This is a genomic window from Litoreibacter sp. (assembly GCF_039974535.1).
Taxonomy (GTDB): domain Bacteria; phylum Pseudomonadota; class Alphaproteobacteria; order Rhodobacterales; family Rhodobacteraceae; genus Litoreibacter.
On sequence record NZ_JBDWIU010000007.1, the window covers coordinates 241,347 to 265,737 of the forward strand.

The following is a 24,391-nucleotide window of genomic DNA, read 5'->3' on the forward strand; positions in this document are numbered from 1 at the left end:
CCTATTGCAAAAAGGCCGGAAGGCCGTTCTTCAAAAGACATTCAATTGTGTCGGGGCGGGTGGCAATTTCCACCACCAGTTGAGTTTCTTCTGCGCCAAGGCCCGTGACCCCAGCTTTCGCCAGTTGCAAGATTTCCACCGCTGAGGCGTTGTCGATCACACAATCTGTTGCTGGCTCCAACGGCACGCCGGGGAAGCGCTCAGTCAAGACGGGGCGCACCGCGTCTTTGGCTTCCTTGCGTGCCAATTGATCAGCCAAGCCGTCATCGCCACAGGCACTCAACGCGAAAATTGCGGCCAGTGCGGGTATCACTATCTTATTCATGCGTTCCACCTTGTGAACAAAACATCCATATGACGCGGTTGCGCCTTCTTTCCTGCGTGCGCGGCCGTGGCCAACACATCGCGAAACTCTAATCCGGCCTTGGCCATCTCACTAATAACAGCGGAGGGCGGCGCCACCCCTTCAAAACGCTGCGTAACCGACATCTCTAGGATCACAAATTCGCACCGCTTCAATGTCTCGGCCCCGCCTTTGAGCACTTCGTACTCAAACCCTTCGGTATCGACTTTCAAACCAAGCCGCCCTGTCAAATCAGCCGCAAGCATGTCCAAAGTGATCACTGGCACTTCGCGCTTGGCCACATCCGAAAAACTATGCACCAGATTGTCCGTCCGTCGCTTCAGGCTGGCCATAGCCCCACCCTTGCCCGGCTCTGTTTCTGGAACCGACAACATGGCTTTGCCCTGCTCCGCCCCAAGGGCGACGGCACGAAAATCGAAACTCTTGGGCGACACGCCAGCCTTCACCGCCGCTTCGCATTCCGCTTGCGGATCAACCAGCACGAAATGCGCGTCGGGGAAGCTGCGGTACAGCCAAGGTGTGCCGTCATGCACGCCCACATCGATCACGCAATCGGGCGTGAACTCATAGGCCTTAAGGTAAGGCGGACGCGTCTTGATCGGGTGAAGGGCAAACCCTTCGTCCCGCGCCGCGCGGCGTATGTCGGCGATCTGGGTCAGAGCGACACCCCATTGGACGTCATACAAGCCAGCGTGCCTTCGCGCGTCATAATCTCGGAGATCAGACCAGTGCTGGCCGCAGATAACGCATCCAACTCCGACAACAGGCTCACCTCTTCTGCGGTCGCATTCAACGCCCCGCAATTCGCCGCTGCGGCTTGTTGCGCGGGCGACAGCTCTGGCGACACATCCGCGATGAAGTTTGCGATGCTTTGCTCCTGAGCTTGCGCTGGCTCATCCAAAACAGGTGCCCCACAAGCTGCCAATACTAAAACAAGTGCAAATTTCTTCATGACGAGGCCCCTACAGTAATCCCAAAAGTGGTCGGTTGCGGCGCTCCGCTCACGCGGCGATCAATGCAGGCGGCAAGCGCCTCATCGGGTGATTGCGGGTTAAACACCCTATCCGTCACCGTGATTGATCCTTTGGCTTTGCCGCCGCCGGTACCAGCCCCCACGCCAACATATCCTTGAACGCCATCAGCCAGCCCCACCTCGTCGCGGCACAATTGCGCAGCCCGCTCCGGTGAAACCGGAACAGGCGCACAAGCGGCCAAAATCAAAAACGGGGCCAACCTGCGCATTAGTATACGCGGGCTTTCGGTGCGATCTTCTTGAGGTCGATGCCACCCTCGTCCTGAGTGGTCAGCGGGTCCAAATGAACACCGCGCGTGCTCAACTTCACCTTATTGCCATCAACATGCGACAAGGAGTGGACGCGCCACTTTTTGTCATCGCGATCAGGGTAATCCTCATGGGCGTGCGCCCCGCGGCTTTCCTTACGCGCCTCAGCGGCCACAATCGTCGCCATCGCGTTTGGCATCAGGTTGTCCAGCTCCAGCGTCTCCATCAGGTCGGAGTTCCAAACCATGGAGCGATCCGAGACGTTGATGTCATCCATCTTCGCCGCAACAGCCGTCATCTTCTCAACGCCTTCTGCCAGCGTTTTGTCTGTCCGGAACACCGCAGCGTCTGCTTGCATAGTTTTTTGCATTTCCAAGCGAAGCTCTGCGGTGCCTGTGGTCCCTTTGGCGTGACGGAAGCCGTCCAAACGATCCAGTGCCGCATCAATAGACGCTTGTGGCATCTCTGGGTTCGGCGAACCTGGCTTGATGATTTCGCCAGCACGGATAGCTGCCGCACGGCCAAAGACCACCAAATCGATCAGCGAGTTGGACCCAAGGCGGTTGGCCCCGTGAACGGACGCACAGCCCGCTTCACCCACGGCCATCAGACCCGGAGAGATCGCTTCGGAGTCACCCTTGGTCGGGTTCAAGACCTCGCCCCAGTAGTTCGTCGGAATGCCGCCCATGTTGTAGTGCACGGTTGGCAGCACTGGGATCGGCTCTTTGGTCAGGTCAACGCCCGCAAAGATGCGCGCACTCTCCGAGATGCCCGGCAAGCGAAGCGCCAATGTCTCTGGCGGCAGGTGGTTCAGGTGCAAGTGGATGTGATCCCCCTGCGCGCCCACGCCGCGACCTTCCCTGATTTCCAGCGTCATACACCGCGAGACCACGTCGCGCGATGCGAGGTCTTTATAGGTGGGTGCGTAGCGCTCCATAAAGCGTTCGCCTTCGGAGTTGGTCAGATAGCCCCCCTCCCCGCGTGCGCCTTCGGTGATCAATGTACCTGCACCATAAATGCCGGTTGGGTGGAATTGAACGAACTCCATGTCCTGCAAAGGCAGACCCGCACGCGCGACCATGCCGCCGCCGTCACCCGTACAGGTGTGCGCTGATGTCGCCGAGAAATACGCACGGCCATAGCCGCCCGTTGCCAGAACAACCATCTTGGCGCTGAACAGGTGCATGGTGCCGTCGTCCAGCTTCCAGCACATAACGCCTGTGCAGACACCTTCGTCGTTCATGATCAGGTCGGTCGCGAAGTATTCAATGTAAAATTCCGCGTTGTTCTTCAGCGATTGGCCGTAGAGCGTGTGCAAAATGGCGTGGCCGGTACGGTCAGCCGCAGCACAGGTCCGTTGAACCGGTGCGCCTTCGCCAAACTCGGTGGTGTGACCGCCAAACGGGCGTTGGTAAATCTTGCCCTCTTCGGTGCGCGAAAACGGAACGCCGTAGTGCTCCAGCTCGTAGACAGCTTTGGGGGCCTCGCGGGCCAGATATTCCATCGCGTCCGTGTCGCCCAACCAGTCAGAGCCCTTGACGGTGTCATACATGTGCCACTGCCAGTTATCCGGCCCCATGTTAGACAGCGAGGCGGCGATGCCACCCTGTGCCGCAACGGTGTGGGACCGTGTCGGGAAAACCTTGGTTACGCAAGCGGTGCGCAGGCCTTGCTCGGCCATGCCCAAAGTCGCGCGAAGGCCAGCGCCACCGGCGCCAACCACAACAACATCGTATTCGTGAGTTTCGTATTCGTAAGCAGCCATGTTCTCAGGGCCTTCCGATTAAAGTGCGATGCGCGCGAGCGCGAAGAGGCCGACCGCAATCAGCGTGTAGCAAAGGCCTGTCAGGCCAATCAGCGTCAGTTTTTGCGCTGTGCCGTGAACGTAGTCTTCTACGGCTTCTTTTGCTTCAGAGGTGAAATGCATGACCGCTGCGACAAGCATCAAGCCAGTCACGATTGCGGGAAAAGGTCGTCCGAAGTAGGCCAGAACCTCTTCATATGTACCGCTAAACCCAAAGCCAAAGGTGCACACGAAAATCGGCGTCATTACGACCAGTGCCACGGAGCTTATCATCATATGCCAGTGGTGGGTGGTGCCTTGACGACCCGAGCCCATACCCTGTGCGCGTTTTCTATCTGTTAGGTAAGTCATAGCCCGCCCCTATACACAAATGAACGTAAGGATGGTGAAGACCGTCGCCAACACGAGCATGCCTTTTGCCATCTTCTCGGAGGCTTCAACCTCGACCAAGTAGCCCAAGTCCCAGATCACGTGCCGCAACCGACCTAGCGCGTGGTAGAACAGCGCCCAAACCGCCAGCAGTTGAACCAGTTTGCCGATCCAGCTGCTCCAAAGCCCGTCGATAAACGCAAACGCGCTCTCGGAGCTGGCAGCAGCGATCAGCCACCAAACAACAAGGATCGCTGCGAACAGCAGCCCGATGCCGGTGATCCGAACAAGGATGGAAGACATGGAAGTCAGTTGCGGGCGGTAAATCATGATGTGAGGGGAAAGCGGTCTGTTTCCCCGATTGACGTCAGCCATTGCGCGTCCTTCATTTGCTACGATGTTTGGGGCTATCATTAGACTAATAACACAATGAGTCACGCCCCCAGTGTATGAAAAAACATGATGTAACACAGCAATTTTATCTGTTTTATCATTTTGTGATCACGCAAAATAAAAATGTGATCACAGAAAATACATAGGTAAAATACTAAGGTATCATTCACCCAATAATATGCACAACTTATAGCCTTCTACTTCAAGGACGCCACTTGCTTAGTGATTTCGCGCAGAAGTTTTTGCCGGATACGCTCTGGGTAATCCTCAAAACTTGTAGCCTGCATGGCAAAGCTCGCGGGTCCCGAAATGAGGTTTGCGCGGTAATACTCAAGCAAATCCCCCTCGGCCCCTTCAATCGCCAGCCCGTTTATGGTGACCCCTTCGCGCAAGGCCGCGGCCCTCAGCCTTTCTGGCGGCACCCCTTCGTTCGACACACCATCGCCGGATACGTCAATGACCCGCCTCTTGCAGTCAGGCACATCGTCAAACTGTTTTAGCCCGAATTCCACGGCTTCCCCGATGGCGGTCGAGAAGCTGCGCCATTCCCTCTGCGCGGTCGTGATCTCAAAGGCCAAGCTGTCAGCCACCTCAAAATCCGTCACCTGCGTCCAAGGAACCGACACGATCTGGCGTGTTGATCCGGTCCATTGAACCAACATCACTTGCGCCCGCGCAACCACCAACGCCTCTGACACCGCACCATCCGCCAGCGCGGCGCCTAGGCCTTCCATTTGAATTTTATATTCTTGCGGGTCCACAGAACCGGACACATCCACCGCCAGCACCAAAGCCAAATCGCAAGCTTGCGCGGACGTGCATCCCATCCATGTGGCTAAAAGGAATCCGAAAGCATTCATGCGGGCAGTATGCTATTGAACCTCCAACATTTGTAGCATTTTCACCCCTTCCGCCTCTATGAAGGGTGCGAGTTCCGCATCAATCTTCTCGCGGTAGGAAATGGGCGCATCTTGGGTCTTCGTCAATTTCGCCAAAAACCCTATCCGCTCAACCGTTGGCGGGTGGCTCATGTCAACGCAATGCACCTCTTCGGCCATACGCGCCTCCAAGCCTGCACGGACTTCTACAGTTGCAGAATTTGCTTTCCCGCAAAGCTGATCGAAAAATGCGGTTCCATTCGGGACGAGGTTCGGGGCCATTTCAAGAAACGCGCGCCTCAACAACCGCTCATAGCCCAGCTTGCGCAATAGTTTCTGCACCGCCTCAATACCCGCAGCCTTGGTTGCGATGCCGTCCGCAAGATACTCTGCACGCTGGCTATCGAGGAAACTAAATCGTTTCAGCACAAGCCAAAGCTGCTCGACCAGCATCGCAACCACCGCCGCGAGCCCCCCGCCGATTGCGTCTTCAATTCCCTGTTCGCGCAGATAATAGCCCTCATGGTCCACGATGGCGCTATCCTCAAACAACGAATACCATCGCTCCACCGAATAAAGCCCCATACTCAGCAGCCCAGTTCGCGCCTGATCCCCGTTCACTTGGTGAGACACTTCATGCGCGATGAGCGCAACACGCTCTTCAGGGCTAAGAATTAGCCAAAGCCCCAACCCAATTCCCAGTACCCGATCCCCCTGTAACTCTGTCGAGAAGGCGTTGAAGTCAGAGAATATCTGTACCTTGGTTACGGGTTTTCCGCCTAATCGCTGCGAAATCTCGTCCGTCAAGGCGAACAACTCAGGCAGATCGCTGCGCGTAAAAACCTCCCCCTCCAAACGATGTCGTCTTGGGCGCACATAGAAGCCAACAGCAGACACCGTTCCTCCTAATACAAGCGTAATCAAATTTGGGAAATTCAGTGCACATAGAGCCAAACCGCCCAGCATTAACGCATAGGGAATGACCAGTATGATCGCAGATAACCCTTGGGCCAGACGTGTCCCAAACGACACCTTCCCAATTTGTCCTGCGCTGAAGTCCCGCAACGCCGCATCTTGGATGGAAGCGCCCACACGTTCATGAGCGCGCCCTATCTATCTTTGTATCCTGCCGGACCTCACGCGGTTAAACCGGCATCAGCGCCCAGTAGTCCAAATCAAGCAGCACGTCTGGCAAATACTTGCCATCTTCACCCTTCAGCGAGAACGGCGCGGCCTCGGCTTTTTGCGCGACCAGCCGCAGGCGGATTGCGCCGATGCCCGGCTCTTCAGTTTCAGCGACCTCCAAGACCTCGGACCATGCTTTGACCGTATCACCCGCCCCACAAGGATTGGCATGTGCGCCCGCATTCAAGCCGACGATGATCTGCGCGTTCGCCAAACCATTGAACGACAAGGCCCGCGCCAGTGAAATCACATGCCCGCCGTAAATCAACCGCCCGCCATCCCGTGCGGTCGCGTCGAAATGCACCTTGGCGGTGTTTTGCCACATGCGAGTGGCCAACATATGCTCGGCCTCCTCAATAGTGACGCCGTCCACGTGGTCGATCTTCTCGCCCACGGCGTAGTCACCCAATCGGTGCGGCTCGCCCGCTTGGGCAAAGTCGTAACCGTCAAAGCTAAGCCCCTCAGGCACCACCAATTCGCTTGCGGCCACCGATCCGGCCAATTCTGGCACCACGGTCTCAGGCGCTGGCGCGTCCAAATTGCCCTTGCGCACCATCACCCAGCGCACATAGCTCAGCACATCTTCGCCCAGTTGGTTTGTGCCCGTCGTGCGCACCCAAACAACGCCGGTTTTCCCGTTGGAGTTCTGCTTCACCCCAATCACTTCGGAGCGCGAACTGATCGTGTCGCCCAAATGCACGGGCTTCAAGAAACGCCCTTCGGCATACCCCAAATTGGCCACAGCATTCAGCGAGATATCCGGCACAGTTTTGCCAAACACAGTATGAAACGCGATGAGGTCATCCAACGGGGCCTCATGCAGACCACAATCACGGGCAAACTCATCCGACGAATAAAACGCATGCCGCACCGGATAGAGCGCGTGATACATCGCCCGCTCGCCGCCCGACAAAGTGCGCGGAACCGCGTGTTCGATCACCTCCCCGACGGTGTAATCCTCGAAGAAGCGGCCTGCATTGGTCTTGCTCATTACTGTTGTCCTAGTTTCATCTCGGGGCTGTAGTCGCCCTCAATCTCTTTCGTGACGGCCTGCCCGCAGCGCATCACCCCGTTGGAGGCATCAAACGCGTAAGTCGGGTTGCCGTGCAGCTCCCACCCTTTGGATAAGGCTTCGGATACTTTGTGGCAAAAGGCCGACGTGTCATCCTCGGTCAATAAGCGGTAAATTTTCATCACACTCCTCCGAACGGGCTCACACCCAGCATTACATGGATGCTCGCAACTACCGTGAACATCACCAAGGACACCACCACCAATGTGATTTCTTTCTTAGCCGGCGCTTGTTCAGGCGGGGTCCACGGACCCTCAGCGCGGTTGATCAGGATCATGGATCCCACCGCCCACGTCAACATGCCGCCAAACAGGAAGATCGACGCCAAGTCGCCATTCGCCAACAAATGCGCAAACGCCCAAATTTTGACCGCCGCTAGCATCGGATGGCGGATCTTCGTGCCCAACCACGCCTTGGCGGGCTTCGCGGCAGATGCGCCAAAGGTATAGAACGCCAGCAACATCAGCAGGTTGTTGATATGCCCAAAGAAGCTCGGCGGAGACCATACGGGGATGAATTCCGCACTGCGATACCCAATCACCATCAACACAATCGACAACACCAATGCTGCAGCGATAACGCCTCTGGATGCATCGCCCATCTTATCCGTCATCGATTGGCGCAGGTCGGGGGCCAAGCGCTTCATCCAATGCACAAAGGTCCAAATCAGAAGCCCAAGTATAAGTAACGTCATGCGCCCTCCAGCAAATTGATTGCGTCCGCTTTGGCCAAAAGCCGCGTCGCTGTCTCAACATGCAGGTTTTCCACGATTTTACCATCAACTACTGCCACGCCCTGCCCTTCGGCTTTGGCTTGCTCAAAGGCCTCGATCTGGCGACGGGCCAAATCCAGCTCGTCCTCGGATGGTCCGAAGACCGCATTTGACACCGCAACCTGTGCAGGGTGGATAAGCGTTTTGCCGTCAAAACCCATGTCGCGGCCTTCAATGCATTCCGTGCGCAGGCCCTCTTCATCCTTGAACGCGTTATAGACGCCGTCCACGCAAACCAAGCCTTCAGCCCGTGCCGCCAACAGACACAACTGCAAACTGGTGATCATCGCCGCGCGCCCCCGCGACCCTAGATCTTTGGCGAGGTCATTCGTGCCCATCACGAATCCCTCCATTTTAGGTGCGGCGGCAATCTCGGGCGCGTTCAAAATGCCTCGTGGGGTTTCCATCATCGCCCAGATGGTGGTGTCCCCCTTCAGCCTCGCCGCTAGCTCCGCAATGACGTTCCCATCCTCTACTTTTGGCAGCAAAATCGCATCCGGTGCCACATCGATAAAGGTCGCAAGATCGTCCGCGCCCCATGCCGTGTCGCCGCCATTCACGCGCACAATGCATTTTCGCGGGCCATAATCGGTTGATCGCAATGTCTCGGCCAGTAACTCGCGCGCCGCGATTTTCTCTTCAGGGGATACGGCATCCTCTAGGTCAAAAATGATGGCATCCACCGGAAGGCCTTTGGCTTTCTCCAAAGCGCGGGTTTTGGACCCCGGAATGTAGAGCACTGACCGAAAAGGCTGCGTGACGTTTTGCATCAAATTCAACTCCTGTTTTGTTATTTTATTACTCACCACAACGCGCGACACATCGCAATAGGAGTTTTGCCGCAATGCGGCAATGAGAGGTTAAGCATAGATCAATTCCCGACTTTTTCTCAAAATTTCATTACTTTTTTCCATGAAACCGTGGGCTGCGTACGCTGCCTTAACTCCATCTTCGTCGATTTAACCAATCCTGAGTGCGCTGGAACTGATGCCACTTTATTTGACTGATCTGCATCATTCCCAAGGAAATCTTGCGGTCTCGCTAGAATTTGCGTGCCCCAGCCAAAGGAACGTTGGAATGACGAAATACCTAATTGGGCTCTCTCTTGGATTTGTGGCCCTTATCGGAGCCACCAACATCGCTGCCGCTCAGGCGCGTAACATGTGTGCAGACCGAACTGCCGTGATGGCCAAGTTAACCAAACAATACGGCGAGACCCGCCGATCTATGGGCTTAGCGTCAAACAATGGCATAGTGGAGCTTCACGCTTCAAATGATACGGGCTCTTGGACCATCACGGTCACGCATCCCAACGGCATGACCTGTCTGGTCGCGGCTGGCACGTCCTTCGAGACGGTGGAGGAAGAATTGCCGGCCTCCCTCGGTGCGCCGACCTAAGTCAAACCGTCCCAAATCAGCTTGCTTCCCGCGCCCAACAGCAGCGTATAGGTCAGCAGGAAGAAGTAGCGTTCCGGCATTGCCCGGTGCGCATAGACGCCGACAAACACCCCAAGCAGCATAGGCGGCAGCATGTACATATCCGCCCGCAATGTATCCCAACTGAACACCCCCAAGAACCCGTAAGGAATGGCTTTCAGCGCGTTAATAACCCAAAACGACACCACTGTTGTGGCTTGGTAGGTGGTTTTGCCCATCCCCTGCGCCAACAAGAACATCGCGGTGGGTGGCCCACCTGCGTGGCTCACAAAGCTGGTAAAGCCAGAGACCAGCCCAGCGAGCAAACCGAGTTTTTGGTTAAATCCCGTTTCCTGCTCCAAAAGCCACCCACGTGAGCGGGCAATTTGGAACGCAACAAATACCAGTGATATGGTCCCGATCAAAACCCGCAACATGTCCTGATTGGCAAATTTGTAAAGCATCGCTCCCAAGATAACTCCAGGGATACCCCCAAGGATCAAGGCCTTGGCGCTTGGCCAATGCCATTGCCCCCAAAACGGGCGCAAAGAGGCAACATCCGCGATCATCAGCAATGGCAACATAATGCCCAGCGCGATCTCCGGCGTCAAAAATACCGCTAGAATCGCAGTGGCCACAAAGGCCGCCCCTCCACCAAACCCCCCCTTCGCAACGCCCGCGACGAAAGCTGCGGGAACGGCTAGAAGAAAAAATGTCAGGTCAAATTCCATGGCTGTCAGCTACGATGAAAAACGCTTCCAGTTCAACAACTAACGGCAAAACGGCGCTTTGGCGCTCATTCACAATCGCGCCTTCTGCACCGCAGCACTCTTGCGCGAACCTATTCCAAGCGCTACCCATCGCCCCCAACATCAACCGACTGAGGACCATATCACATGGCCAGACCTAAAATTGCCCTGATCGGCGCCGGACAAATCGGCGGCACGCTTGCTCACCTCGTAGCTCTGAAAGAGCTCGGCGACGTCGTATTGTTCGACATCGCGGACGGCACTCCACAGGGCAAATCGCTCGACATCGCTGAAGCCGGCCCCGCTGGCCCCTTCGATGCGACGCTTAAAGGCACCACAGATTACGCTGACATCGCAGGCGCAGACGTATGTATCGTCACCGCTGGCGTGCCTCGTAAACCTGGCATGAGCCGTGATGACCTGTTGGGCATCAACCTCAAGGTTATGAAATCCGTAGGCGAAGGCATCGCTGCCAACGCGCCAGACGCGTTCGTAATCTGCATCACCAACCCGCTGGATGCGATGGTTTGGGCGCTGCGCGAATTCTCCGGCATGCCACACGAGAAAGTCTGCGGCATGGCTGGCGTTCTGGACAGCGCACGCTTCCGCCACTTCCTCGCGACTGAGTTCGAAGTCTCCATGAAGGACGTCACAGCCTTCGTTCTGGGCGGCCACGGCGACACAATGGTCCCACTGACACGCTACTCCACAGTTGCAGGCATTCCATTGCCGGATCTGGTGGACATGGGTTGGACCACGCAAGAGAAAATGGACGCAATCGTTCAACGTACCCGTGATGGTGGCGCTGAAATCGTTGGCCTGCTGGGCAACGGCTCCGCGTTCTACGCACCTGCGACTTCCGCAATCGAGATGGCTGAAAGCTACCTGAAAGACCAAAAACGCGTTCTGCCTTGTGCGGCACATGTTGACGGCGCTTACGGCCTCGACGGCTTCTACGTTGGCGTGCCAACCGTGATCGGTAAAGGCGGCATTGAGCGTATCATCGACATCAAACTGGCCAAAGACGAGCAAGCAATGTTCGACAAATCTGTCGACGCTGTAAAAGGCCTCGTAGCGGCTTGTAAAGAAATCGACGGCTCGCTGGCCTAAGCCACCTGCCTGATCGAATTAAAAGGCCCGCCCGTAACTGGGCGGGCTTTTTTTATTGTCGCCTCACGCATCAAGCAACCCAAGGGCGAGCCAACGACATATGTTCTACGTCTCCTTCGAGCCCAAAGGGATCGCGCGTTTTTCCCTAAAACAGCAAAGCCTAATTGATTAGATCAGCGTATTCGTCGCTAACATCTTCGTCGATCAATACATCTTTATTACCACCGTATAGGCGGTCATTCTGATCTTTCCGTGGCCCAGAGATCCAAAAGAAATCCCCGCTTTCTGTATCGAAGTAATTTGCTTTAAAGCCTGCCCCCTTTAAACTCTGAAAGCGCAAGCCTTTGTAATAAAGCGTCTTGCCAGACTTTGAGAAGAATACCCGTCCGATAACCGCCTCTCCTTCGAGGCCTTCTGATTTCGCTTCGATGTACATAATTCGAGAGCGCGACATCCTAAATGCCTTTGGAAGCGGCATGTCTTGATCGAGTTTGTCTTGCCAATGATCTGCGTGCCGCATGACGCTCATCCATTTTGTTCGAGTTGGTTTTTTGACTAAGTATCAGCAAACGCGGACGGCAGCAAAGTCCCGCAAAGCGGCCACTTACACCTCATAGCCAATCTCCCCCAAGTCCTCAAAAAACTCCGCCTTCTCGTCCCGCAACCACGCGTCAAACCGTGCGGCGGACAGGTCGATATCCTCATGCGGCAACACCGCCTCAAGCGCGCGGGTTATGTCGAACGGCACCTCAAGCAACATATCCTCGTCGCGCAGGGCATCAGCCATCACGCCCAGAACCTTGATCCGGTCGTGCAGCGCATTCGCCGCCGCCATATCCCCGCCGCCCGCGTCGATCGCATCAATCTGCGTCTGCATCTGCTCAGTGATCGGTTGCCCCACTTGCGTGTTGCGAAACAGCGCCTTTCGCAGGCGCTTAAAGACCCAATGCAACCGCGTCATCCCGTCGAAATGCAAGATCACCGACGATTGCGACCGCTTCACGCCGGGGAACGTCCACGGGCGCTCCGTGTCATGATGCGGGCGGTGGATGCCAAGTACGTAGTCATACCCCGTCGGGGTGCAGGCTTTGCCCTCGCTATGCCCCGTCAGGCCAAATCGCGTCAGCCCTTCGCCATCTAGCGTAAGCTTGCTGAAATCCCCGTCCATCCGCTTCGTCGACATCCGAAAATTCTGGTTGAACATGCCGTCTTGTGCTTCGCCTTCCAGCCAAACCCGTTCCACATTGGGAATGCTCAGGTAACTCTCCGCCCGCTTCTTTTGCAATCTGGCCAGCTCAGCGTCCAAGGGCCCAATCTGGTGGATGAATTCATCCGCATCCAGATGCACCAGATAGTCCACATCGGCCAAATTATAGGCGCGTGTCGCGTTCAAAGTCTGGCGGCGTTGGTGCGTCTTGGGCACCTTAATGTCCAATTCCGCACGCCAATAAGCCGCGTCCGCCACCGTCACATGAACCGCCTTCAAAGGGGCCAACAAGGCCCGCGTTCTAGCGTTGTCGCGATCCAAGTAAATATGCACCGCCGAGGCCCCCGACCACAGGTGATGCGCGGCGTAGGCGGCGACAAGCTCTGGGGGTTCATCCATCGTCCCCACTACGCCCCATCTAGGCGCGGGCAAGGGGCACCCTATTGTTTTGTCCAAACTTCATATTTTATCAGTCCCAAGCTGTGCCAATGGCGTCAATGACTATTACGATTCGCCGCGCGTGTCGTTTTTGTGATCACACGTTTTCCAACCGTGATCACAAATGTCACTTTTATGGCATAAAGGTTAAAAACAGCGTTTGCGTGTGGGGTTTCCCATGTATCACAGTCAAGAACCCCAGACTCAAGGAGAGAGTTTTGAACATCCACGAATACCAAGCGAAAGCCTTGCTTCGCTCTTATGGCGCACCGGTTTCTGACGGCCGTGTCGTCCTCGCAGCCGAAAACGCAAAATCCGCAGCTGGCGAGTTGGACGGCCCGCTTTGGGTTGTCAAAGCTCAAATCCACGCTGGTGGCCGCGGCAAAGGCTCCTTCAAGGAAGCCGACGCTGGCGAAGCTGGCGGTGTGCGTCTTTGCAAATCCGTTGAAGAAGCTGCCACCGAAGCCAAGAAGATGTTGGGCCGCACATTGGTCACGCATCAATCCGGCCCTGCTGGCAAGCAAGTGAACCGCATCTACATCGAAGATGGCTCCGGCATTGAGACCGAGCTGTACCTCGCGTTGTTGGTTGACCGCCAAACAAGCCAAGTGTCTTTCGTGTGCTCCACCGAGGGCGGCATGGACATCGAGGAGGTTGCGGCCTCCACACCAGAAAAAATCCTGACGTTCTCCGTCGATCCGGCAACTGGCTACCAAGCCTTCCACGGCCGCCGCATCGCGTTTGAGCTGGGCCTCAAAGGCGGTCAGATCAAGCAGTGCGTTCAACTGATGGGCACGCTCTACAAATTGTTCGTCGAAAAAGACATGGAGATGCTGGAAATCAACCCGCTGATCGTGTCCGACAAGGGCGACCTGAAATGCCTCGACGCCAAAATGGGCTTTGACGGCAACGCCATGTACCGCCACGCCGACATCGCAGAATTGCGCGACGAGACCGAAGAAGACCCCAAAGAGCTGGCAGCGTCGAAATACGACCTGAACTACATCGCTCTGGACGGTGAAATCGGCTGCATGGTGAACGGTGCTGGTCTGGCGATGGCCACAATGGACATCATCAAACTCTACGGTGCTGAGCCTGCCAACTTCCTCGACGTAGGTGGCGGTGCGACCAAAGAGAAGGTGACAGAAGCGTTCAAGATCATCACCTCCGATCCAAACGTAAAAGGCATCCTCGTGAACATCTTCGGCGGCATCATGCGCTGTGATGTCATCGCCGAAGGCGTTGTCGCAGCCGTGAAAGAAGTGGGCCTGCAGGTTCCATTGGTTGTGCGCCTTGAGGGGACAAATGTTGAAGAGGGCAAAGCCATCATCAACAACTCCGACGTAGACATCATCGCAGCCGACGACCTGAAAGACGGTGCAGAAAAAATCGTCAAAGCGGTGAAAGGATAACACCATGGCCATTCTCATTGACGAAAACACCAAAGTAATCTGCCAAGGCTTCACCGGCTCGCAGGGCACGTTCCACTCCGAACAGGCAATCGCTTACGGCACCAAAATGGTTGGCGGCGTGACACCTGGCAAAGGCGGTCAAACCCACCTGAACCTGCCTGTCTTCGACAGCTGCCACGAAGCGGTTGAGCGCACAGGCGCGGATGCAACCGTGATCTACGTCCCACCGCCCTTCGCGGCTGACTCGATCTTAGAGGCCATCGACGCGGAAATCCCGTTCATCTGCTGCATCACCGAGGGCATCCCAGTTCTCGACATGATGAAGGTGCAACGCGCGCTGGACGGCTCCAAGTCCCGCCTGATCGGGCCAAACTGCCCGGGCGTTATCACACCTGACGCTTGCAAAATCGGCATCATGCCGGGTCACATTCACAAACGCGGGAGCGTGGGTGTTGTATCGCGCTCCGGCACTCTAACCTACGAAGCTGTGAAACAGACAACAGACTCAGGCCTTGGCCAATCCACAGCAGTTGGCATCGGCGGCGACCCCATCAAGGGCACCGAGCACATCGACGTGCTGGAAATGTTCCTTGCCGATGACGAGACCCAGTCGATCATCATGATCGGTGAGATCGGTGGCTCCGCAGAAGAAGAAGCCGCTCAGTTCTTGGCTGATGAGAAGAAGAAGGGCCGTTGGAAACCAACAGCTGGCTTCATCGCAGGTCGCACAGCCCCTCCCGGCCGCCGCATGGGCCACGCTGGCGCAATTGTCGCTGGCGGCAAAGGCGACGCAGAAAGCAAGATCGAAGCGATGAAATCCGCTGGTATCGTTGTGGCTGAAAGCCCTGCTGGCTTGGGCGAAGCTGTTCTGGCAGCCATCGCAAAATGATCAAGGTGGTCGCCATGGCAGCGTGCGCAAGCACCGCTTTGGCGGCCGCTTCGGGGTGGGTTAGGATTCTCTACTATGCACTTCGCGAAGAGTTTGTGATGTGTCCGAACACACACAACACTTCTGAAGATATCTGCAATTGCGACTTGCGCGGAAACATCTTGTCAGGACGTCAGTTCATTTTGGCCGTCGCGATCCTCTGTTTTCCATTTCCAACTTTTGCGGAAACCTCATTTCGTGACGCCTTAGACACCTGCGCATACGGCGCTCTTGAAAGAACCGCTGCCGTAGAAAAACTGACTTCTGGAGGTTGGTCTACGCCTTCAACAAACGACATCGATCGGGTAGCAAGCATCATTGCGGACGGTGAGCTAATTAGAAAATACGCAAGCAGAACTTCAGTCCCTGCGACTAGGGAGCGCGAGGCCGCAATCTCGCAAGCCATTAAAAGCCTCAAGTCTGTTGAACCTGAGCAAGCGAATTTCTTGACCTACGGCTCGGAGAGAAAAAGCGTACTTATCTTATGGAGCCAAGCCAGCGGAGAACTCTCATGCTTCTTTTATTCTCACGCATCGCAGGCATCACACGATTTGGCAATTGAATTGGCTCAAATTGGAGGGAAATCAGACGGCACCTTGGCATCTTCCTCATGGAAAATGTTTAATACACCTCAGCTTGGGTTTTCCATGGTTCAGCTTGAGATCAATCATGTAAATCCCCAAGCCTTCGAAGGGACCTTCAATGTATTGCCCAGCATTGATCAATCAATGATGATCTTGAGGCTTCAATGAGAATGACTCTGATCCGACAGGCTATCATCATCGTCGGCGCAAGCACCGCTTTGGCGGCCTCTTCCCTTGTGGCCTCCGCCCTCACGCTGACTGAAATGTCCGCCTCCATCGAGGCATGCCACCTCCCCCACGCGAATGTTGACGACACGGTTGAAGCCCTAGCCCAACAAGGCTGGATGCAAGCACCCGAGAGCAATCTTGTCCCTGAAGTCATTGAACAACTGATCTGGCCCCAAGTGGCCTTCTACGCCAATGGCGACACCGGCGGCGAGCAGATCAAATCCATCGTAGACTTGCAGCGCAAAACCGTTGCGGGCTTTGCGCGCAAAAAAGACATCCCCCAAAGCAAGACCCGCATCCTGACCCGCCAAATCGGCGCGGATGCTGAGGCCGCTTTGGTGTTCTGGCTCCAGCCGGACCCTGACGCCACCAACATCATCTGCCGCTTCGCCCTGTCTTCCACGACGCTGATCGGGCACGCTGCAGGTGGCTTTGCCGAGCCGCAGGTCGTTGATCAAAGCGACGCCACAGCGACGAAATCCTTTTCCATCACGGCAATGAATGCAGGGTTTCTATCCGAACAGATCGATGCCCCTGTTACGGTGAGCGGCATCGTTCAAACGCAAACAACCTTTGCGTCGGAGGGCAACTGATGGGTATCGTTGAAGCAGTGACAACCTGTTTGCATAAATATGCCACCTTCAATGGACGCGCCTCAAGAAGCGAGTTTTGGTGGTATTTTTTAGCAGTAAACGTCGCCATATTTTCTTCCGCTGCAATTTCAACAGCACTCAGTTTCTTCATTCCACCCGCAATCGCCATGATGATCTCCATCATCCCTGTGGTTGTAATGCTTGGCAGCTTTATTCCGTCACTCTCGGTGGTATGGCGGCGCATGCACGATATCGGGAAACCCGGCTATCACATATTTATGCCATACGCCCTTATCTTCGCGTTGGGCATACTTATCGCAATTTTCGAGAAATTCGATGTCTACTACGGGGGCAGTTCAGATGACGGTGTATCTGGTCCATTGGCTTGGATATTGATGATACCCTTCCTGTTCGTAATCCTGTCCTTTCTTGTCATTCCGTGGTGGCTCACCCGCCCCTCACAACCCTACACTAACGCCTATGGTCCCAACCCTAACGAGGTCCCAACATGACCGAACAGTCTTCTAACGACCAGTTCCACGCGTCTTCCTTCATGCAAGGTCACAACGCCGAATATCTGGAGCAGCTTTATGCACGCTACGCCAACGACCCCAATGCGGTCGACGAAGGCTGGCGTGATTTCTTCAAGGCCTTGGGCGACGCCGATCTGGACGTCAAACAAGAAGCCGCTGGTCCCTCTTGGGCGCGCGCCGACTGGCCGCCGCAACCAAACGACGATCTGACGCAAGCGCTCGACGGTCAATGGGCCGAGCCCGCCAAAGCCGCCGCAAAGATCAAAGGCAAAGCTGCCGAGAAAGGCGTGTCGGTCTCTGACGATCAAATCAAGCAGGCCGTGCTCGACAGCATCCGCGCCATCATGATCATCCGCGCCTACCGGATCCGTGGCCACCTTGCTGCCAACCTTGACCCGCTGGCGATGAAAGAGCCCGAGCCGCATCCCGAGCTAGAGCCAAAAAACTACGGCTTCACCGAGGCAGACATGGATCGCCCGATCTTCCTCGACAACGTGCTGGGGCTGGAAACCGCCACCATGCGCGAAATCATGTCCATCGTGAAGCGGACCTACTGTGGCACATTCGCGGTGCAATACATGCACATCTCCAACCCCGAAGAAGCGGGCTGGCTGAAAGAGCGTATTGAGGGCTGGGACAAAGAAATCACCTTCAGCCGCGAGGGCCGTAAAGCGATCCTCAACAAACTGGTCGAGGCCGAGGGCTTCGAGAAATTCCTGCACGTCAAATACATGGGCACCAAGCGCTTCGGCCTTGATGGCGGCGAAAGCCTTGTCCCCGCGATGGAGCAGATCATCAAACGCGGCGGCAGCTTGGGCGTCAAAGACATCGTCATCGGCATGCCTCACCGTGGCCGCCTGTCGGTCCTCGCCAATGTGATGAGCAAACCTTACAAAGCCATCTTCAACGAATTCCAAGGCGGCTCCTTCAAGCCAGAAGACGTCGACGGTTCCGGCGACGTGAAATACCATCTTGGCGCGTCTTCCGACCGCGAATTCGATGGCAACAACGTCCACCTGTCGCTGACCGCAAACCCATCCCACCTAGAGGCGGTGAACCCTGTTGTTTTGGGCAAATCCCGCGCCAAGCAGGACCAGAACAACGATGAGGATCGCATCTCTTGCATGCCGATCCTATTGCACGGCGATGCGGCCTTCGCAGGCCAAGGCGTTGTGGCCGAGGGCTTCGGCCTGTCGGGGCTGAAAGGTCACAAGACCGGCGGCACCATGCACATCGTGGTCAACAACCAAATCGGCTTCACCACCGCGCCGCACTTCTCGCGCTCCTCGCCATATCCAACCGATATCGCGCTGATGGTGGAAGCCCCTATCTTCCACGTCAACGGCGACGACCCGGAAGCAGTGGTTCACGCGGCCAAGGTAGCCACCGAGTTTCGCCAAAAGTTCCACAAGGACGTGGTCATCGACATCATCTGCTACCGCCGGTTTGGCCACAACGAGGGCGATGAGCCCATGTTCACCAACCCGTTGATGTACAAGAAGATCAAAAAGCAAAAGACCACACTGACGCTCTATACTGAACGACTGGTGCGCGACGGCCTTATCCCAGAGGGCGAGATCGAGGACATGAAAGCCTCCTTCCAATCCTACCTGAACGACGAGTTTGAGGCTGGCAAAGAATACAAGCCAAACAAAGCTGATTGGCTGGACGGCAAATGGTCCCACTTGGATCGTCGCGACGCAGAGAACTACCAACGCGGGCAAACATCCATCTCGAAGGACACCTTCGAAGAGATTGGCCGCTCGTTGGCAAGCGCACCTGACGGCTTCCCATTGCATAAAACCATTGGCCGCCTGTTGGGCGCCAAGGCCAAGATGTTTGAGACCGGCGAAGGCTTCGACTGGGCCACGGGCGAGGCTTTGGCCTTCGGCTCCTTGCTGACAGAAGGCTACCCCGTTCGTTTGTCCGGCCAAGACTGTACGCGCGGCACATTCAGCCACCGTCACTCCGGCCTGATCAACCAAGACACAGAAGAGCGCTACTACCCGCTCAACAACATCCGCGCGGGCCAATCGCAATATGAAGTCATCGACAGCATGTTGTCGGAATACGCGGTCTTGGGCTTCGAGTACGGCTACTCACTGGCCGAGCCTAACGCGCTAACACTTTGGGAAGCTCAATTCGGTGACTTCGCCAACGGTGCGCAGATCATGTTTGACCAATTCATCTCCTCTGGGGAAAGCAAATGGTTGCGCATGTCTGGCCTCGTTTGCCTGTTGCCGCACGGCTATGAGGGCCAAGGCCCAGAGCACTCCTCCGCACGTCTGGAGCGCTTCTTGACCATGTGTGGCGGCGACAACTGGATCGTTGCTAACTGTACAACCCCCGCCAACTACTTCCACATTCTGCGCCGCCAGATTCACCGCGACTTCCGTAAGCCGCTGATCCTGATGACGCCGAAATCCTTGCTCCGCCACAAGATGGCTGTGTCCAAGGCGGAGGAATTCACCGATGGCTCCAGCTTCCACCGCGTGTTGTGGGATGACGCCCAACAGGGCAATTCCGACACCAAGCTGAAGGCCGATGACAAGATCAAGAAGGTCGTCATGTGTTCGGGCAAGGTCTACTATGACCTGCTGGAAGAACGCGATGCCCGCGGCATCGATGATGTCTACCTGATGCGCTTTGAGCAGTTCTACCCCTTCCCCGCCAACTCGGCCGTGAAGGAATTGGAGCGTTTCAAAAACGCTGAAATATGTTGGTGCCAAGAAGAACCAAAGAACCAAGGCGCTTGGTCCTTTATGGAGCCAAACATTGAATGGGTCCTGACCCGTATTAATGCGAAACACTCGCGTCCGGTCTACGCCGGTCGCTCCGCAGCTGCCTCGCCCGCAACGGGTCTGGCCAGCCAGCACAAAGCACAACAAGCAGCACTCGTGAACGATGCGCTGACAGTCAAAGGAAACTAATATGTCTGAGATCCGCGTACCAACCCTTGGCGAAAGCGTCACAGAGGCCACAGTGGCCACATGGTTCAAAAAGCCTGGCGATGCCGTGGCCGTCGATGAAATGCTCTGCGAGCTGGAAACCGACAAAGTCACCGTCGAAGTGCCCTCCCCTGTGGCAGGCACCCTGTCCGAAATCGTTGCAGCCGAAGGCGAGACCGTAGGCGTCGACGCCCTTTTGGCCCAAGTCTCAGAAGGCGGCGAAGCTGCGGCTCCTGCTCCTGCGGCGAAAGCTGAAGCGGCACCAGTGGCGGCCCCTGTAGCAGGTGGCGACAACGTAGACGTGATGGTCCCAACCTTGGGTGAGTCAGTCTCCGAGGCGACCGTATCGACTTGGTTCAAGCAAGTCGGCGACACTGTCGCGCAAGACGAAATGCTCTGTGAGCTGGAAACCGATAAGGTGTCTGTTGAGGTTCCGGCCCCAGCCGCCGGCACGATCGTTGAAATCCTAGCACCCGAGGGTGCGACTGTTGATGCGGCTGCGAAATTGGCAGTCTTGTCCTCGGGTGGTGGTGCGGCTGCAGCCGCTGCGCCTGCGGCGTCCACAGCCAGCGCTCCGGCACCTGCGGCAAGCGGTGCTAAAGACGTCGAAAACGCCCCCTCAGCCAATAAGATCATGGCGGAAAAAGGCATCGACCCTGCAGGCGTCCAAGGCTCCGGCCGCGATGGTCGCGTGATGAAGGAAGACGCGCTCAAAGCCGTCTCAGCCCCTGCGGCCCCTGCTCCGGCAGCCGCAGCGCCACGCGCGCCAGTGTCCGCCGATGATGCGTCCCGCGAGGAGCGCGTGAAGATGACCCGCCTGCGCCAAACCATCGCGCGTCGCCTGAAGGAAAGCCAAAACACCGCCGCCATGCTCACCACCTACAACGAGGTGGACATGGGCGCGGTCATGGACCTGCGCAACGAGTACAAAGATCTGTTCTTGAAGAAGCACGGCACCAAGCTGGGCTTCATGTCCTTCTTCACCAAGGCCTGCGTTCACGCCTTGAAAGAGGTCCCAGAGGTCAACGCCGAGATCGACGGCACCGATGTGGTCTACAAAAACTACGTCCACATGGGTATCGCCGCGGGCACACCGACAGGTCTGGTCGTTCCGGTTATCCGTGACGCGGATCAGATGGGCTTTGCCGACATCGAGAAAGCCATCGCCGAGAAAGGCGCACGTGCGCGTGACGGCAAGCTCAGCATGGCGGAAATGCAGGGCGGCAGCTTCACCATCTCCAACGGTGGTGTCTACGGCTCGCTGATGTCTTCGCCGATCCTGAACCCGCCACAGTCCGGCATCCTTGGTATGCACAAAATCCAAGACCGCCCGATGGCCATCAACGGCCAAGTGGTGATCCGACCAATGATGTATCTGGCGCTTAGCTACGATCACCGCATCGTTGACGGCAAAGGCGCTGTGACCTTCCTTGTGCGGGTGAAAGAGGCGCTGGAGGATCCACGTCGCCTGTTGATGGATCTGTAAGCATACAATGCAAAACCGTGTACCAGTTTTGTCATTAATGGTCGGGATACTCTCTATCCCGGCCATTTCATGGTTAGCTGGTTACTTTGGTTGGCCCCCACAAGACAAATACAGCGCCAAGTTTATTGTGATCAGTATTCTATTGGCGCTTGCGATTATTGCTGGGTTTTCCATCTTGTTCAGCCATATCAGAGTTACGCCATCGAAGCATAAATCAGCTCTGGTCTTTCCTATGTTCCTAATGTTGGCGGCATTCATTTACTTGCTAAAATCAAGTTTGGAATTGCATCTTTGGTTTGAAAACAACCTGATACCTGTGCTTTCGATTATCCTCCAGCACGCCCTCCTAATGCCAAGCATCGTTCTTTGTTTCATTGCATTGAAACGTTTCTTTTGGAGCCCTCAACCAAGTCAATGAAATGACACATGTCATCTTTGGAATACCACCGTAGCGCGGGGAAACTGACTTAAGTCTCGCGTTATACAAAAGGACCCCAATGGCCTACCTATCAACCAAATCCCTCACCTGCCCCAATTGCGATTTTTCCGATAAGATTCGCATCGTGGTGGGCGTTGGGCCACGCTCTGAGGCAGGCGACACCCCCTATCGCCGCTATCAATCGGCAGGTGGGCTAATTAAAGGCACCAAAGAGGATGGCACGCGTGATGGCACGCTGCGCTGCCCCAATGACGGCACCGTTGTTTGGATCAATCAAGCCGGACAGAAAGCGGAGCAATGACCACCGAACTCACAATCCTCGCCTTCGCAGGCCTGTTGCAAGCCGTTCAATTCGGCCTCTACTCGGTCACTGCGAACATGCAGGTCGGCACCCAAAAAGCCCTCGGCCCGCGCGACACCAAGATCGAGCTGTCCGGCGTTGCAGGCCGCCTGCAACGCGCGATGTTGAACCACTTCGAGGGGTTGATCCTATTCACCATCGCCGTGGTTGTTGTCACACTTGGGGAGCAATCCACACCAACGACCCAGACCTGCGCATACGTCTACCTTGCGGCGCGGGTTCTCTATATCCCCGCCTACGCCTTTGGCCTCACGCCTTGGCGCACACTCATCTGGATCGCGGGCTTCGCCTCCACGATCACCATGCTCGCCGCGGCGCTGCTATGATAGGTTGCCCGACAAAAGTCCGACGCGTTGCAGACGCAATGCCGACACCGAAAATTCGCCCCATACAGGTAAGGAGATACCTCAATGTCTAGCTACGACGTCATCATCATCGGCTCCGGCCCCGGCGGCTATGTTTGCGCCATCCGTTGCGCTCAACTTGGTCTGAAAACAGCCATCGTCGAAGGCCGCGAAACCCTCGGCGGCACCTGCCTGAACGTGGGCTGTATCCCGTCCAAGGCCTTGCTGCACTCGTCGCACATGCTACACGAGGCCGAGCACAACTTCGCCAAGATGGGCCTAAAGGGCAAAGCCCCCTCCGTCGACTGGAAGCAGATGCTCGCCTATAAAGACGACGTCATCGACACCAACACTAAAGGCGTCGAATTCTTGATGAAAAAGAACAAGATAGACTGGATCAAAGGCTGGGCTTCCATCCCTGCGGCTGGGCAAGTCAAGGTCGGCGACGACGTACATGAGGCCAAAAATATCGTTATCGCGTCGGGCTCAGAAGTCTCGACTTTGCCAGGCGTAGAGATCGACGAGAAGACCGTCGTCTCCTCCACAGGCGCGTTGGAACTGGGTAAAATCCCGAAGAAACTGGTCGTCATCGGCGCAGGTGTGATCGGGCTGGAACTGGGGTCGGTCTACAAGCGTTTGGGCGCTGATGTGAAGGTCATCGAATTCCTCGACGCCATCACTCCCGGCATGGATGCAGACCTTGCCAAAACCTTCCAAAGAACGCTGAAAAAGCAAGGGCTTGAGTTCCAACTCGGCGCCGCTGTTCAAGGTGTTGAGGTCAAAAACAACAAGGCCAAAGTCACATACAAATTGCGCAAAGACGACAGCGAACATGTCGAAGATGCAGACGTGGTGTTGGTCGCCACAGGCCGCAAGCCCTTCACTGACGGTCTGGGCCTATCTGAGCTCGGCGTAGAGCTGGAACCACGCGGTCAAATCAAAACCGACGCCCATTGGGCCACTTCGGTCAAAGGCATCTACGCCATCGGCGACGCGATTTCAGGCCCAATGCTGGCACATAAGGCCGAAGACGAGGGAATGGGCGTGGCAGAGGTTCTGGCTGGCCAAAAAGGCCACGTGAACTACAACGTCATCCCCGGCGTTATCTACACCCACCCAGAAGTCGCGAATGTCGGCCTCACTGAAGAGCAGCTCAAAGAAGCGGGCCACAACTACAAAGTCGGCAAGTTCTCTTTCATGGGCAACGGTCGCGCGAAAGCGAACTTCGCAGGCGACGGCTTCGTGAAAATCCTCGCAGACAAAGACACCGACCGCATCTTGGGCGCTCACATAATTGGCCCAATGGCTGGTGACTTGATCCACGAAATCTGTGTCGCGATGGAGTTTGGTGCCGCCGCCGAAGATCTGGCCCGCACTTGCCACGCGCACCCGACCTACTCCGAAGCCGTGCGCGAAGCCGCGTTGGCTTGCGGTGACGGCGCGATCCACAGCTAAACCATCGCTGCCCCATCATTGCTTCGAAAATACCTCGGGGC

29 protein-coding genes are annotated in these 24,391 nt (G+C 56.3%); 13 read left to right on the forward strand and 16 right to left on the reverse strand.

Annotation, left to right across the window (positions count from 1 at the left end):
• Position 1 precedes the first annotated feature (1 nt).
• From ABJN86_RS05320 to ABJN86_RS05380, 13 genes are all read right to left on the reverse strand, one after another.
• The gene (locus tag ABJN86_RS05320; RefSeq protein WP_348365251.1) at positions 2 to 325 is read right to left on the reverse strand and encodes a succinate dehydrogenase; all 324 of its coding nucleotides are present in this window, start codon (positions 323 to 325) and stop codon (positions 2 to 4) included.
• Positions 322 to 1,050 (reverse strand): FkbM family methyltransferase, encoded by a 729-nt coding sequence (locus tag ABJN86_RS05325; RefSeq protein WP_348365253.1) that lies wholly within the window; start codon positions 1,048 to 1,050, stop codon positions 322 to 324. The genes ABJN86_RS05320 and ABJN86_RS05325 overlap by 4 nt, the downstream gene beginning before the upstream one ends.
• The gene (locus ABJN86_RS05330; RefSeq protein ID WP_348365256.1) at positions 1,020 to 1,316 is read right to left on the reverse strand and encodes a hypothetical protein; all 297 of its coding nucleotides are present in this window, start codon (positions 1,314 to 1,316) and stop codon (positions 1,020 to 1,022) included. The genes ABJN86_RS05325 and ABJN86_RS05330 overlap by 31 nt, the downstream gene beginning before the upstream one ends.
• Entirely contained in the window at positions 1,313 to 1,606 is a 294-nt protein-coding gene (locus ABJN86_RS05335) for a hypothetical protein (protein ID WP_348365259.1), read from the reverse strand. The genes ABJN86_RS05330 and ABJN86_RS05335 overlap by 4 nt, the downstream gene beginning before the upstream one ends.
• Complete coding sequence (sdhA, locus tag ABJN86_RS05340) at positions 1,606 to 3,411, reverse strand: succinate dehydrogenase flavoprotein subunit (RefSeq protein ID WP_348365261.1); 1,806 nt, start codon at positions 3,409 to 3,411, stop codon at positions 1,606 to 1,608. Before sdhA ends, ABJN86_RS05335 begins: the two co-directional genes overlap by 1 nt.
• An 18-nt stretch (positions 3,412 to 3,429) precedes the next feature.
• Complete coding sequence (sdhD, locus tag ABJN86_RS05345) at positions 3,430 to 3,801, reverse strand: succinate dehydrogenase, hydrophobic membrane anchor protein (RefSeq protein ID WP_348365264.1); 372 nt, start codon at positions 3,799 to 3,801, stop codon at positions 3,430 to 3,432.
• Positions 3,802 to 3,810: 9 nt separating this feature from the next.
• On the reverse strand, positions 3,811 to 4,194 hold the full coding sequence (gene sdhC / locus ABJN86_RS05350) for a succinate dehydrogenase, cytochrome b556 subunit (protein ID WP_348365267.1): 384 nt from the start codon (positions 4,192 to 4,194) through the stop codon (positions 3,811 to 3,813).
• A 215-nt stretch (positions 4,195 to 4,409) separates the two neighbouring features.
• Positions 4,410 to 5,072 carry a DUF1194 domain-containing protein gene (locus tag ABJN86_RS05355; protein ID WP_348365269.1) on the reverse strand — a complete coding sequence of 221 codons (663 nt, stop codon included), beginning with the start codon at positions 5,070 to 5,072 and terminating at the stop codon, positions 4,410 to 4,412.
• A 12-nt stretch (positions 5,073 to 5,084) separates the two neighbouring features.
• A complete protein-coding gene (locus ABJN86_RS05360) occupies positions 5,085 to 6,182 on the reverse strand; it encodes a M48 family metalloprotease (RefSeq protein WP_348365272.1) in 1,098 nt (365 codons plus the stop codon).
• Between the two features lie 52 nt (positions 6,183 to 6,234).
• Entirely contained in the window at positions 6,235 to 7,266 is a 1,032-nt protein-coding gene (locus ABJN86_RS05365; RefSeq protein WP_348365275.1) for a MaoC family dehydratase, read from the reverse strand.
• On the reverse strand, positions 7,266 to 7,469 hold the full coding sequence (locus ABJN86_RS05370; RefSeq protein WP_348365277.1) for a DUF1737 domain-containing protein: 204 nt from the start codon (positions 7,467 to 7,469) through the stop codon (positions 7,266 to 7,268). Before ABJN86_RS05370 ends, ABJN86_RS05365 begins: the two co-directional genes overlap by 1 nt.
• The gene (locus ABJN86_RS05375; RefSeq protein WP_348365280.1) at positions 7,469 to 8,041 is read right to left on the reverse strand and encodes an NnrU family protein; all 573 of its coding nucleotides are present in this window, start codon (positions 8,039 to 8,041) and stop codon (positions 7,469 to 7,471) included. Before ABJN86_RS05375 ends, ABJN86_RS05370 begins: the two co-directional genes overlap by 1 nt.
• A complete protein-coding gene (locus tag ABJN86_RS05380) occupies positions 8,038 to 8,889 on the reverse strand; it encodes a CoA ester lyase (protein WP_348365283.1) in 852 nt (283 codons plus the stop codon). Before ABJN86_RS05380 ends, ABJN86_RS05375 begins: the two co-directional genes overlap by 4 nt.
• Before the next feature lie 307 nt (positions 8,890 to 9,196).
• On the opposite strand from ABJN86_RS05380, the gene ABJN86_RS05385 reads away from it, so the two are divergent.
• On the forward strand, positions 9,197 to 9,517 hold the full coding sequence (locus ABJN86_RS05385) for a hypothetical protein (RefSeq protein WP_348365286.1): 321 nt from the start codon (positions 9,197 to 9,199) through the stop codon (positions 9,515 to 9,517).
• Here the strand turns inward: ABJN86_RS05385 and ABJN86_RS05390 are convergent.
• Positions 9,514 to 10,266, reverse strand: coding sequence for a sulfite exporter TauE/SafE family protein (locus ABJN86_RS05390; RefSeq protein ID WP_348365289.1), 753 nt, complete (start codon positions 10,264 to 10,266; stop codon positions 9,514 to 9,516). The two genes, ABJN86_RS05385 and ABJN86_RS05390, sit on opposite strands and share 4 nt — an antisense overlap.
• Positions 10,267 to 10,431: 165 nt before the next feature.
• Between ABJN86_RS05390 and mdh the strand changes: the two genes are divergently transcribed.
• Positions 10,432 to 11,394, forward strand: coding sequence for a malate dehydrogenase (gene mdh / locus ABJN86_RS05395; RefSeq protein ID WP_348365292.1), 963 nt, complete (start codon positions 10,432 to 10,434; stop codon positions 11,392 to 11,394).
• 160 nt (positions 11,395 to 11,554) lie between these two features.
• Here the strand turns inward: mdh and ABJN86_RS05400 are convergent, their stop codons facing one another.
• On the reverse strand, positions 11,555 to 11,914 hold the full coding sequence (locus ABJN86_RS05400; protein ID WP_348365295.1) for a 1-deoxy-D-xylulose-5-phosphate synthase: 360 nt from the start codon (positions 11,912 to 11,914) through the stop codon (positions 11,555 to 11,557).
• 84 nt (positions 11,915 to 11,998) lie between these two features.
• Positions 11,999 to 13,000 carry a glycosyltransferase family 2 protein gene (locus tag ABJN86_RS05405; protein WP_348365297.1) on the reverse strand — a complete coding sequence of 334 codons (1,002 nt, stop codon included), beginning with the start codon at positions 12,998 to 13,000 and terminating at the stop codon, positions 11,999 to 12,001.
• 257 nt (positions 13,001 to 13,257) lie between these two features.
• On the opposite strand from ABJN86_RS05405, the gene sucC reads away from it, so the two are divergent.
• The 11 genes from sucC (at position 13,258) to lpdA (ending at position 24,350) form a co-directional block, all read left to right on the forward strand.
• Positions 13,258 to 14,451: an ADP-forming succinate--CoA ligase subunit beta gene (gene sucC, locus ABJN86_RS05410; protein WP_348365299.1), complete on the forward strand. Its 1,194-nt coding sequence runs from the start codon at positions 13,258 to 13,260 to the stop codon at positions 14,449 to 14,451.
• A gap of 4 nt (positions 14,452 to 14,455) precedes the next feature.
• Complete coding sequence (gene sucD / locus ABJN86_RS05415; RefSeq protein ID WP_348365300.1) at positions 14,456 to 15,340, forward strand: succinate--CoA ligase subunit alpha; 885 nt, start codon at positions 14,456 to 14,458, stop codon at positions 15,338 to 15,340.
• The gene (locus ABJN86_RS05420; RefSeq protein WP_348365302.1) at positions 15,337 to 16,131 is read left to right on the forward strand and encodes a hypothetical protein; all 795 of its coding nucleotides are present in this window, start codon (positions 15,337 to 15,339) and stop codon (positions 16,129 to 16,131) included. Before sucD ends, ABJN86_RS05420 begins: the two co-directional genes overlap by 4 nt.
• Positions 16,128 to 16,784, forward strand: coding sequence for a hypothetical protein (locus ABJN86_RS05425; protein WP_348365303.1), 657 nt, complete (start codon positions 16,128 to 16,130; stop codon positions 16,782 to 16,784). Before ABJN86_RS05420 ends, ABJN86_RS05425 begins: the two co-directional genes overlap by 4 nt.
• Positions 16,784 to 17,296 (forward strand): DUF805 domain-containing protein, encoded by a 513-nt coding sequence (locus ABJN86_RS05430; RefSeq protein ID WP_348365305.1) that lies wholly within the window; start codon positions 16,784 to 16,786, stop codon positions 17,294 to 17,296. Before ABJN86_RS05425 ends, ABJN86_RS05430 begins: the two co-directional genes overlap by 1 nt.
• Positions 17,293 to 20,247 carry a 2-oxoglutarate dehydrogenase E1 component gene (locus tag ABJN86_RS05435; protein WP_348365307.1) on the forward strand — a complete coding sequence of 985 codons (2,955 nt, stop codon included), beginning with the start codon at positions 17,293 to 17,295 and terminating at the stop codon, positions 20,245 to 20,247. Before ABJN86_RS05430 ends, ABJN86_RS05435 begins: the two co-directional genes overlap by 4 nt.
• A 1-nt stretch (position 20,248) precedes the next feature.
• Positions 20,249 to 21,751 carry a 2-oxoglutarate dehydrogenase complex dihydrolipoyllysine-residue succinyltransferase gene (gene odhB / locus ABJN86_RS05440; RefSeq protein WP_348365310.1) on the forward strand — a complete coding sequence of 501 codons (1,503 nt, stop codon included), beginning with the start codon at positions 20,249 to 20,251 and terminating at the stop codon, positions 21,749 to 21,751.
• A 7-nt stretch (positions 21,752 to 21,758) separates the two neighbouring features.
• Positions 21,759 to 22,169, forward strand: a complete 411-nt coding sequence (locus tag ABJN86_RS05445; RefSeq protein ID WP_348365311.1) for a hypothetical protein — start codon at positions 21,759 to 21,761, stop codon at positions 22,167 to 22,169.
• Positions 22,170 to 22,248: 79 nt separating this feature from the next.
• On the forward strand, positions 22,249 to 22,491 hold the full coding sequence (locus ABJN86_RS05450) for a hypothetical protein (protein WP_348365314.1): 243 nt from the start codon (positions 22,249 to 22,251) through the stop codon (positions 22,489 to 22,491).
• Positions 22,488 to 22,877, forward strand: coding sequence for an MAPEG family protein (locus ABJN86_RS05455; RefSeq protein ID WP_348365316.1), 390 nt, complete (start codon positions 22,488 to 22,490; stop codon positions 22,875 to 22,877). The genes ABJN86_RS05450 and ABJN86_RS05455 overlap by 4 nt, the downstream gene beginning before the upstream one ends.
• Before the next feature lie 84 nt (positions 22,878 to 22,961).
• The gene (gene lpdA / locus ABJN86_RS05460; RefSeq protein WP_348365318.1) at positions 22,962 to 24,350 is read left to right on the forward strand and encodes a dihydrolipoyl dehydrogenase; all 1,389 of its coding nucleotides are present in this window, start codon (positions 22,962 to 22,964) and stop codon (positions 24,348 to 24,350) included.
• Positions 24,351 to 24,391: the final 41 nt, after the last annotated feature.